This is a genomic window from Paraburkholderia sp. RL17-347-BIC-D (assembly GCF_046027915.1).
Taxonomy (GTDB): domain Bacteria; phylum Pseudomonadota; class Gammaproteobacteria; order Burkholderiales; family Burkholderiaceae; genus Paraburkholderia.
Genome location: NZ_JARESS010000107.1, coordinates 1 through 10696, shown reverse-complemented (window position 1 = coordinate 10696; position 10696 = coordinate 1). Strand labels below are relative to the sequence as shown.

Genomic DNA, 10696 nt, shown 5'->3' with positions numbered 1-10696 from the left:
TGCCTTGCGCTGCGGGGCTTTTTGCTGCCATCATTGCCCACGTTTGCCCAATACAATCCAGATTAGTTGGGGGTATCGGTGGGGATATCACCTGGTACCCCCAAATTCGATACCCCCAACACCATGCCCAAGCAAATCGCGCCTCTGAGCGAGCTTCAAGTCCGTAAGGCCAAGCCGGCCGAACAGCCCTACCGCCTCGCCGACGGCAAGGGGCTCTACCTCCAGGTGATGCCCAACGGCGCGCGCTACTGGCGGATGAAGTACCGTTTCGACGGAAAGGGAAAAGCTCGCCTCGTTTGGTGTTTACCCAGAAGTGTCGCTCGCCGACGCCCGGAAGGCGTGTCTTGCCGCGCGCCAATTATTGACCGCGGGAACCGACCCATCCGACCAGAAGAAAGAAGTGAAACGCGCGCGGGCACTCGAGGCCGTTTCCTCGTTCGAAGCGGTCGCCCGCGAGTGGCTCGAGTCGCAGAAAGCTGGCTGGACCGAGGTCTACGCCGGCAAGGTGATCAATTCGTTGGAAGTCGACGCCTTCCCGAAGATCGGAGCCAAGCCGATCGGAGACATTGAAGCGCCGCACATGCTGGAAATCATGCGAGCGATCGAGGCCCGCGGTGTCCGCGAAACGGCCAAACGAGTTCTGCAGCGATCCCGCGCCATTTTCCAGTACGGGATCATGACCGGCCGCTGCTCACGCAACCCAGCCGCTGATATTGATGCCGAGACGGTGTTGAAGAAGGGCACGGGCGTCAAGCATATGGCGCGCGTCAAACCGGTCGAGATCCCGCAGCTCATGAAGGACATTGCCGCCTATTCTGGTGATCGCGTGACGCAACTCGCGCTTCGGTTCATGGCGCTGACGTTCGTGCGCACGACCGAGATGATCAACGCCGAGTGGACCGAGATCGACGAGAAGGCACGCGAATGGCGGGTTCCAACTGAGCGCATGAAGATGCGGGATCCGCACATCGTGCCGCTGTCACGGCAGGCGCTAGAGATAATCGATGAATTGAAGAAATTGAACGGCGCCGAACGGCACCTTTTTTACAGCGTGCAAGGCCGGAAGCCGATCTCGATTAACACCATGCTGTTCGCGCTGTATCGCATGGGCTACAAATCGCGTATGACCGGCCACGGGTTCCGCGGACTCGCGGCTACGGTCTTCCGTGAGCTTGGCTACAGCCGCGACGTAGTCGATCGCCAATTGGCACACGCCGAGCGGAATCAGGTGACGGCTGCCTACGTCCATGCAGAGTATCTGCCGGAGCGCCGCAGGATGATGCAGCAGTGGGCGGATTATCTCTCCGACCAGGCATGTTCATGAAAACGGTGTTCCTGCTTCTCGCCCAGTACGACGCAACGGCTGTCGTCCCCATCGATCTCGTCTGTCGTGATTTTTTCCAACAGACGCTCGCTCCGCGGGGCTATCGGGGCCGCCCCACCACTGAGGTAAGTACCGCCTTCCTCCAGGCATGGTCGGGAGGCTTGCGCTCAGGAACTTGCGGGACAGGACCGCTCGACTCGCATTCCCACCAAAGGCCGGCCGGTAATCCATGGGATGTGTTTTGCTTCATCCAGCAACCGCAAGAGGTGCATCGGTAAACGACGTAACGTGTTATCGGTGTTTTTGGCGTACCAAAAACACCCGCTCCAGAGCACTGGAGTTTTTCGTGTGGGGGCACTGTTGAAGCTCTTCCGATCAAAGTCTCGCAAGCAAGGCACCGTTCCATTTCGCCCTCCTTCTCGGACACAACCGACCTATGCAATAAGCATAGGTCATCCAGATAGGGGCGAAGCAGAACTGATCGCAAACCGTCAGTGATTGATTAAACGGCGACAGCAGCACAACGAATTCACATTGAGGAGTGCCGTCCGAAGCGCGCAGCGATGCTTCGGACGGGGTGAAGCGGTTTACATCTAGGCGGCGACCTGCGGATTCCAATGTGATCCGCCGCCCAGCCTGACGCCGGCCCACATGACCCAACGGCGCCAAGCGGGCACGTCGGTGACAGCCGACGCCTCGCGCAGCACTGCGTCGGCAATGTTGCGCGGCAAAGGATGCGTCGAATAAATGAAGTCGTGCACCACGCTCGCCTCGTTCGACGTGCCGCCGGCCAGCAGGTAGACGATCGGCACACGCGGCACTGACGCAAGGTCGATGATGAAGCCGGTCGGCACCGTGAAGGTCATGCCGGCGACGTCGGATTGATAGACGAGCGGCGCGATCACGCGCCAGTGCCCGTCATCCTTTCGGGTCGCGTTCTCCATCTGCAATTCGGTCAGAAATGCGCTCACGATGGCGTCACTCCGGACGCTGGCGCCGGCGCGACCAGGTAATCCGCGAGCGCAGTTGTCACCGCAAGCTGCGCGGCAGTCAACGCGAGTTCGGCAGCATCCTTGGTTTTCTGGTCTCATCCGGACGCATCGATCACCTTGATGAGTGCTGGCACGCCGTCATTGACCAGCGCGCTGATGTTGGCCGTCGAGATCGGCGCTCCCGACGTGCTCGAACCGGCGTTCTCCACCTTCGTGCAGGCCGCTCCAACCTTGTCTGAGGCGGTGGCCAGATAGCCTTGCGCGTCGGTCGAAAGCTGCGACTTCATCGCCGACATCGACGCGAGGAAAGGAACGCTGACGGTACAGACCTTCTGGGCCTTGACCTGCAGCGTGGCGACGAGCTGAGCGGGCGCTTGGGGTGCGGCGCCCGGCGCGGCACACCCAGCGAAAGCGATGGACAGGCCAAGGCCTGCCGCAAGCAGCATAAGCTTCTTCATGGAATTTCCTTCGGAGTTGTGCCGCGAACGCGGCGAGATGGTTACTGCGCGGGAGCGGCGGCTTGCTTGGCGCCGAAGCGCGCGGCGCCGTAGTTGAGTGCCGCGTGTGCGCCGGCGACCAGCACGCCGGCGACGAGCGACGAAACACTGGCCGGCACCGGCACATGAAACACCAGGCCGAGAGCCCATTCGACTGCGGGCATGAGGGTGGCGGTCGAGATCGCGACGCCACCAGTGACGACTGCTGAGTTTTGAGCCATGGATGCTCCTATGCTGCGTGGTGAATGACTTCGGCGGCCGAGAACTGATAGCCCTCTTTGCCGTACTTTTGTGGAATCCAGATCGGGAACGGCAGCGCATGCATGCCCTCGTCCTTTCCGATGTGATGCGCCTTGCAAAGCAACATGCCGTTGACGGTCATGTCGTCGACGAACTGGTTCCAGTCAGTGAAGTTGTCCCAGTCGAAAGCGCGGATCGCTTCGCCCCACACGCCGGCCTGCGCGTCGAACTTGAAGCGGTCCCAGTCGATCATCTCGGCGAATGAGCGTTCGATCGGGTGGTGATGCGCCTCGAGCGGATGACCGCTCTCCTCCGCCGTCGCGTTGCAAATGAAGCAGCGGCCGCCGGCGCGCGAGATCAGAGCCTTACGCGTCCGCTCGAACAGCGCCGTCGTCTTGCGCGGCTCGTGGCCGGGTATGTTGACGTCGACGGTCAACGTCTCTTTTTCTTCGTGGATTTCGGTAACGTCGGTCATATCTGTAACGAAAAAAGCCGCCCGGAGGCAGCTGGTTAGTCAAAACTCGGATTCGCGCTATGGAGCGAAATCAAAGACTTAGATGCCGATCGCTTTCTTCGCGGCGCCATAGAGCGCCAGCCGCTCGGAATAGCCGTTCGGTGTCGCCTTCGACGCTGCGTTGCCGAGGTTCACCGCGCGCGACACGCCGAGAAAATCACCAGCATCAGCGAACCCGTTGAGCTTGCGGTTGAACCAGTACCAAGCCGCCGACATCGCGGCGTTGACCGGTTGCTCGAGCAGCTCGGGATGATTGAGCAGGTCGAGATCAAGGCCGATCGCCGCGAGCGTGTAATTGCGCCGGCCGGTCACCTGGATCAGACCGCGGCCGCAGAATCGGATGCCGTCGCCGGGCTGCGTGTTACCCAGCTCACTCGCCTTCTTCGGCGGTGGCTCGTACGCGGTTTGAGCAAGCGTCGGCCCCCAGATCTCTTTCGTGAAGACGAGCCGGGCCGACTCGACGCCGACGGTCGCGAGGAACGCGGCGACGCTCGGCGGCGTTGTGATCGCGTATTTTTCGCACGCTGCCTGAAGCGGCTGTACCCACTGCGATGCGCGCATGACGGTCGAGCCGCACCCCGCGGCAACGATGGGAGCAGTCAGATTCATAGCACCGCCATGAGGAATTTGAAGCAGTCAGCCAGCCACGTGGGGAAACGATGGAACTGCGTGTAGAACCAGCGCCCGTATAGCGCGAGGATCGGCAATCCGAACGGCACGAACACCTGTCTCTGAAAGAATCTCCACGCGGCCGCCAAGCGACACATGAACCGCGCACCTGCGGCGACGTCGCTCAGAATGCTGCGAATGAGGGCTGTGTCCTCCGCGACCTGATTGGCTGTCGCAGCGACATTACGTGTGACTGCTGTGTTCTCGGCGATCGCGGCATCGTGGACAACCAGATATTCAACGACGTGAGCTCGAAACTCATCGTCCGGCAGGCAGAGCATGTCTTTGGCTTCCATGAATCCCCGGAAATAAAAAAAGCCGCTCAAAGGCGGCTGTCAGTTATTTGATACAATTTTGCTCGGTTTAGGCAGCAGGTCTATTCTGTTGTTGGGAGCCAAAAGACCCCATGTGCCGAAAGGCGCGCGGGGTCTTTCCATTTCTTCGTCGCAAAATGAAAAAGCCGCCCGAAGGCGGCCAAGTGACCATCACATGTGCTCAGAACCCACCTAATCCTTTTTGCGCAGCCAAATGCTCCCCCCTCGATTGAGCAGGCAAAGCGGGAGATGTTTGGCGAAATAATCCTCATGGAAGTGCTCCATGAAGGTGTTGAACATCACGATCTCAAAATCGCTGTTGTTTTCAAGAAATGCTCTGAGCAAATACGCCTCGTTCCAAGCGCGACCGGCTTCGATCCAACCTCTGAAGTATTCGAATGGATAAACGATGTCGTGGACATGGACATAGACGCCCTTGGCCAACGTCGGCAGAACGTCAAAGATCAATCGATTTACATCGCTGCCGACCCGGCTTACGTGTGTCGAATCAATAAACAATACATCGTCCGCCTCTAGCGCCTTGAAGACTGAGAGATCAACGTCCTGAACACGGGTTGGCAGAATCGAGATGCGCTCTTCATCGCCCGGCTTCAGAAGCGAATGCAGCAGATCTGGGTATGGCTCAATGAAAGTGCACTCGACCGAGTTATCTAGCCAAATCTCGCTTGTATCTAGCGTCATGCACGACGAGTGTCCGGAGCCTACCTCGATAACCCGCTTCGGTCTCGCGTATCGAAGCATGCTGTTCAGGATGATCCCGTCCGAGTAGCTGTAGGCCTGATTCCCGTAGTTGTAGCGTAAGCCTTCGACCTTCTCGGCTTTAAACGGAAGGTCGGCATAGAAGCCGCGCACAACCTCCAGGAATTTCAGCTGCTCGTCTTCCCTTAGATCGATCCCCGGCAGTGTTCGCGGCCATGGCGCGAAGATGCGGTCTGCATCTTTTTCTATCTCTTCCTGAGGCGCGATCGGCGAATAGAAGTGACCGTTGGGCACCCATGGCGGCCCCTCTCCGAACCGGACCAATTTTGCCTCGTATTCCCCGAGCGTCGTCTGCAAAGCAGCAATTTTTTTAATGGCTCGATCACTCTCGGCCGCGGATCTCGCAGCCTCAAGTACCGCCTCATCTCTTTCGCGAGTTGCGTTCCGCAAAGCAGCTGCCAGCGTACTGCGTTGATCCAAGAGACGCGCGATCGGCGGAAGCCGAGTAGCGACTTTTTTCAACGAAATCTTCATGTCTGTCAGCATCATGTCTCCGTTCAATTTCGAGGTGCGCGCACAGCCATTACCCAACGACCCGGCTCGGTGAGAGTGTAACGGACAATCTCGGACCGGAAACTGGCAACGGCGCTCGCAGACGGCAAACGGAACGAAGTCGTTTTCGACTAACAGCGGATGTCAGAAATGCAAAAAGCCAACCAGACGCGGCTGTGGTCGTGTTTTGGACGCAAAAACCGGCTCCACGGGGCGCTGAAAGTGAATTAACGAGGTAATGCGATTCGGCCAGATCAGGCAGTGGATGGGCGCAGGAGCGTATATAATCGCGCGAACTTACCTTCCGACCTGAGTTTCATAATGAAAATCGGTAACAATTACGACTTTATACGACTGATCGCGGCGTCGATCGTCATCGTGGGGCATGCCTATCCAATCAATGGCCTGATTGCTCCTGAGATTCTTGGAACGCCGCTGCATGTCTACGGCGTCATCATTTTTTTCTCCATCAGCGGCTACCTGATCGCACAAAGCTGGATGAACGATCCCGACCCGGTACGCTTTTTTATGAAACGGGGATTGCGAATCTTCCCGGCATTGATCGTCGTGGTGCTACTGTCAGCATTCGTGCTAGGCCCGCTGGTTTCAACGCTCAGCGTCAGCAACTACTTCTCGAACGGGTCGACGTACTTCTACCTGAGAAGCATGGGCCTGTACATCATCTACTACCTTCCCGGCGTGTTCGAGCATGCGCCGATAGCCAACGCGACGAACGGCTCGTTGTGGAGCCTTCCTGCGGAATTCTTCATGTACATTGTGACGCCGACCTTGATGGTTTTGGCTGGCAGAGGAAAAAGCATTGCGTTCGCGCTGCTTACCGTGGTTGCTGCATGCGCGGCAATCTATATCCAGATCGGGTACACGGGACCGCGACTCGTTGTGTACGCAACTGAGGTACGCGCGGCGGTCTCGATGGCTGCGTATTTCGCAATGGGCGCATTTCTGGCTGTCTGCAAAAAGGTGCCCCTGCGGACTGAATATGCGGTGTTTGCCTTCCTGGCCTACGTTCTCGCGATCGTACTGCCCACGGGCGTCTATCGGCCATACATCGCCGCTACTGTCACATCGGTGACTATCCCGTACATTTTTATCACGATGGGGCAACACTCGACGCGCCTGCTTAAATCGGCTGGGCGGTATGGTGACTTTTCGTACGGACTGTACCTGTATGCGTTCCCGATCCAGCAGGTTCTCACCTTAAAACTTCCGCATATGCCACTCGTCACGCACATTGGCCTGGCGTTCATCCTCACTATCCCATGCGCCGCCTTGTCGTGGCACCTGATCGAGAAAAAGGCACTGACTTTCAAGCCGCGGGAATCTAGCCGGCTTTCACCTGCTTCCGCGATACGATGAAAACACTAGCCTCACAATCGTTTGTGCGGTTGGTCGGTATCACGTCCCTTGTGATTTTGGCGATGGCCGCCGCGCAACTCGCTACGGGCGAACTCAGGATCCCCAACTTCGAACTATTCGCTTCATGTGCTGGCGGTGTTCTATGGGTTACGGGCGAATTCGAATGGAACCGTAACCGTAGAAAACACAATGAATAGCATCATCACCGCAATCAAGGAAGTCCCGAGCGACGCATGGACCGCACTGAAGTTCCTCGGACAGGCTTTCGCCGCCGAGGCTGTCGACTTTTGGCGCAACATGGGAAGGCATCCGAGCGAAATCTATCCGAGTGATGACCCCGATGAGGACGAGACCGCGCGCTGGCGGTGAACGTTATCTCTTGACAATCAGGCACAATGTGCCTACCATCATGGTTGCTGGAAGCGCGTCGCGCGGCCAAAACTCCGAGATAGGAAAACACCATGAACCGCTTGTTTCGCGCCTCTATTGGCGCTGGACCACTTCGCCATGAAGTACACACCGCCTTCCCCGGAAGAGCTTCAGCATCTCAAAGACGAGCTCGGATTTACGAGCCTGCAGATGGCCGAGCTGTTTGGCCTATCGAGCGGCCGTCACTGGCGGTCGTACACGGAACAGAACAATCCACGATCGATCGGCGCTCAGACGCTGTTCTTCGGTCTAAGTCGGCTGGAACTGGACGAAGCGACCATCGCTCGCGTGCTCAAACGGATGCGCCAAGCCGGCGCTCACGTCGACCTGGCGACCGATGGCGAGCAGGGGCAGTAGCCGCTGTTTCTGCGTGCGCATTGTCCGCATGCGGCGGCGGTGGCGGCACCCCCAGTAGTTCCGCGGCCCTCGCGTCCACAACCACACCCGCTGCGAGTCTTCCCGTCACCCTTCCTGCTCAACCAGCAGCAAAACCTGTTGCCACGTCTGAGGTCGAAGGCGGTGTCACTCTCACGATGTACGGCGACTCCACCATGTACGGGTACACGCTCGTGAATGGCACAGATGTGCAGTCGGCAAACAATGAGCCGGCTGTGCTGCAATCGCAACTACAGCCGATACTTGGCCCGACTGTCACCGTGCAAAATCGTGGTGTTGGCGGATCAACGTGCGCCCAATGGCTATACGGCACAGGAAACCCCAGCATCACGCAGTCATGGGCGGCCGAAATGGCGCAATCAACCGCGCAGATCGTCGCGATGAATTGCGGCATTAACGACGCGTACCAACCGGGACTTTCGACATCGGACTGGAATTACATGTATTCCCAGTTTGCGGCGATTGCCAATCAGTACGGCAAGACGTTTGTCGTCATGACGCCGAATCCGATTAACAATCCGCACAATGCCAATTTCTGGTCGCTAGTAAACGACGAAAAATATGTCGCGCGGCAGCTCGGCTGCCCCGATCGTTGATCAGTGGACAACCATTATGGAAAACTTTCCGAATTGGCAATCTGCCCTTCCGGACAACATCCATCCAGATGTTCGCTTATATTCCTACAAGGCCGGCGTATCCGCTTCTGTACTTGACGGCATTGTGAGGCGCATGTTTGCGCCATCCACCTTGACTTACTTCAGGTCGGCCACCCGGCGGAGGCCGTCGCGGATGGTAATATTTCCTTCTGCGACCCTTATGGACACCGTTTGACATGTCGAAAAAGAACCCTGAGATCGAAGTTCTGCGCGCTATCGCCGTGCTCATGGTGTTGGTATCGCACGTCAAGAATTTGCTGTTTTGGGGAAGCCCGCACGCTGTCAATTTCTGGAATCACGCGCCTATGTGGACAGGCGTTGATCTCTTCTTCGTGATCTCGGGATACGTAATCACGCTGTCCTTCCTCGAACATTCAAACGACACGGGGACGACCCGAGAAAAGACCATAGTCGCACTGAAGTTCTGGATTCGGCGCGCGTGGAGGCTATGGCCCAGTGCTTGGACGTGGATCGCGATCGTCACGATATGCTCAGTCGTATTTAATTCGAGTGGCGCATTTGAAACCACTAGAGGAAATCTCGCCGACATGGTGTCGGTGCTGCTACTGATCGCGAATCTTCACTTCTTTTACTGCTTCCACGGTACGGGGGCAGTTTGTGGAAACAATTCAATCTACTGGAGCCTAGCCGTCGAAGAGCAGTTTTACATGCTGTTTCCAATACTCCTTTCAGCGGTCCCGAGGAAGTGGTGGCCCGCCCCATTCATGGCGCTTGCCGCAGCGCAGTTCTTCGCCGACCGCCCTGTCTGGTCGTTCTTTTGGGCTATACGCACTGACGCGATCTGCCTCGGAGTGCTTCTTGCCATGGTACGGCGGAATGATGCTTATCTGTTGACGAGGCCTTCATTTCTTTCGCGACGCTTTGCTTCTGTCGCGTGGACAACCGGTCTGATCGCGCTGCTTTGCGCACTGCCTTCTCCTCTTTTCTTCACAGTACCGTTCTACACGGGACTCGCAGCCATTGTTTCCGTTGCACTGGTCTGGACTGCCAGTTTTGAGCACGGCTTCATATGCCCGAAAGGCGCCATCAGAACAATCCTGGGGTGGATCGGTGCGCGGTCTTACGCGCTATATCTCATCCACTTTCCGGCGTTCATGGCGACACGGGAGATATGGAGCCGCATGGCCGGTAAGCCGCTGGACGGCACCTTTACTCTAAGGTTCATCTTGACTGCGTTTGCTGCGACATTCCTACTAGCGGATCTGAATTTCAGGCTAATCGAGACCCCGTTGCGTAGAGCAGGGGCGAGAATCGCGGAAGCGTTTGGATCACGAGCGGCGCGCGTCGAACAGATTGAGGAAAGACGTGCCGCGTAACATCACACTGCCATTACGAAAACTCCCGGTGAAGCGCTTATGTGAGATTAGCTTATGGTCACCGACGAGGACGGCAGGCTGGTAACCGCCCCCGCGATCCACGACCAATGAGCCTGCCCATGTTGTTCCTCGCGGGAGCGCTGCACAATCGCAACGCGACGGTCGACGAGGTGTTCGAGTGGTGCCGGCGCGAGACTGGCGCGATCATCGATCTGGACGCGACTACCGACTCCCGGGCGCCCGCTGGCGAGCCGCATCCGTAGCAATGTCGCTCGGCTGCACAGCCGCTGCGGCGCATGCCGACAACGTCACCGATTACGTGCATATCGAACTCGGCGCTGGCGTGTCCAGATACGGCACCCAAGGCGACAACACGTGGTATCAGCAAGGCATGCCGCGTCAACTTGGATTGAGCGCGCCGGTGCTGTCCGCGGGCTTCACTGGACCGCTCTACACCCGTGAATCGTGGGGCGTCGATTGGCATGTCAATTACGTGAGCCTCGGCCACGTTTCATCGGACTGCACGTGCACGCCAATGGACCAGAATTACAGCACCAAGACCCATCAGAAGCTCGGGCTGTACAACGTCCCGGACGCGAATTTTGTGGGCAATGGCAATGCGCCGGGCGTCTCGATCACCGTTGAACCGTATTTCAGGTATCAGGGCTGGAGAATCGGC

At 57.9% G+C, this 10696-nt stretch carries 14 protein-coding genes and 1 pseudogene; 8 read left to right on the top strand and 7 right to left on the bottom strand.

Annotated features, from left to right (window positions below):
• The first annotated feature begins 123 nt into the window (after positions 1–123).
• Positions 124–1324 (top strand): annotated as a pseudogene (locus tag P0D96_RS46595) (tyrosine-type recombinase/integrase).
• A gap of 593 nt (positions 1325–1917) precedes the next feature.
• On the opposite strand, the gene P0D96_RS46590 reads toward P0D96_RS46595, so the two are convergent.
• From P0D96_RS46590 to P0D96_RS46560, 7 genes are all read right to left on the bottom strand, one after another.
• Complete coding sequence (locus tag P0D96_RS46590; protein WP_408320969.1) at positions 1918–2295, bottom strand: DUF1353 domain-containing protein; 378 nt, start codon at positions 2293–2295, stop codon at positions 1918–1920.
• A gap of 116 nt (positions 2296–2411) precedes the next feature.
• Entirely contained in the window at positions 2412–2774 is a 363-nt protein-coding gene (locus tag P0D96_RS46585) for a hypothetical protein (protein ID WP_408320967.1), read from the bottom strand.
• A 41-nt stretch (positions 2775–2815) separates the two neighbouring features.
• On the bottom strand, positions 2816–3034 hold the full coding sequence (locus tag P0D96_RS46580; protein WP_408320965.1) for a hypothetical protein: 219 nt from the start codon (positions 3032–3034) through the stop codon (positions 2816–2818).
• 8 nt (positions 3035–3042) lie between these two features.
• On the bottom strand, positions 3043–3528 hold the full coding sequence (locus tag P0D96_RS46575; RefSeq protein ID WP_408320964.1) for a hypothetical protein: 486 nt from the start codon (positions 3526–3528) through the stop codon (positions 3043–3045).
• Positions 3529–3606: 78 nt separating this feature from the next.
• Positions 3607–4176, bottom strand: coding sequence for a glycoside hydrolase family 19 protein (locus P0D96_RS46570; protein WP_408320962.1), 570 nt, complete (start codon positions 4174–4176; stop codon positions 3607–3609).
• Positions 4173–4532 (bottom strand): hypothetical protein, encoded by a 360-nt coding sequence (locus tag P0D96_RS46565; RefSeq protein ID WP_408320960.1) that lies wholly within the window; start codon positions 4530–4532, stop codon positions 4173–4175. Before P0D96_RS46565 ends, P0D96_RS46570 begins: the two co-directional genes overlap by 4 nt.
• A 210-nt stretch (positions 4533–4742) precedes the next feature.
• Positions 4743–5819, bottom strand: coding sequence for a class I SAM-dependent methyltransferase (locus tag P0D96_RS46560; RefSeq protein WP_408320958.1), 1077 nt, complete (start codon positions 5817–5819; stop codon positions 4743–4745).
• Positions 5820–6143: 324 nt separating this feature from the next.
• Between P0D96_RS46560 and P0D96_RS46555 the strand changes: the two genes are divergently transcribed.
• From P0D96_RS46555 to P0D96_RS46525, 7 genes are all read left to right on the top strand, one after another.
• A complete protein-coding gene (locus P0D96_RS46555; RefSeq protein ID WP_408320956.1) occupies positions 6144–7199 on the top strand; it encodes an acyltransferase family protein in 1056 nt (351 codons plus the stop codon).
• A 189-nt stretch (positions 7200–7388) separates the two neighbouring features.
• Positions 7389–7568, top strand: coding sequence for a hypothetical protein (locus tag P0D96_RS46550; RefSeq protein ID WP_408320955.1), 180 nt, complete (start codon positions 7389–7391; stop codon positions 7566–7568).
• Between the two features lie 138 nt (positions 7569–7706).
• Positions 7707–7985 (top strand): response regulator, encoded by a 279-nt coding sequence (locus tag P0D96_RS46545; RefSeq protein WP_408320953.1) that lies wholly within the window; start codon positions 7707–7709, stop codon positions 7983–7985.
• 194 nt (positions 7986–8179) lie between these two features.
• A complete protein-coding gene (locus P0D96_RS46540; RefSeq protein WP_408320951.1) occupies positions 8180–8620 on the top strand; it encodes an SGNH/GDSL hydrolase family protein in 441 nt (146 codons plus the stop codon).
• A 236-nt stretch (positions 8621–8856) separates the two neighbouring features.
• On the top strand, positions 8857–10017 hold the full coding sequence (locus P0D96_RS46535; protein WP_408320949.1) for an acyltransferase family protein: 1161 nt from the start codon (positions 8857–8859) through the stop codon (positions 10015–10017).
• Between the two features lie 119 nt (positions 10018–10136).
• Entirely contained in the window at positions 10137–10280 is a 144-nt protein-coding gene (locus P0D96_RS46530) for a hypothetical protein (RefSeq protein ID WP_408320947.1), read from the top strand.
• A 2-nt stretch (positions 10281–10282) separates the two neighbouring features.
• Positions 10283–10696, top strand: a 414-nt coding sequence (locus tag P0D96_RS46525; RefSeq protein ID WP_408320945.1) for a hypothetical protein, incomplete at its 3' end; no start/stop codon positions are given.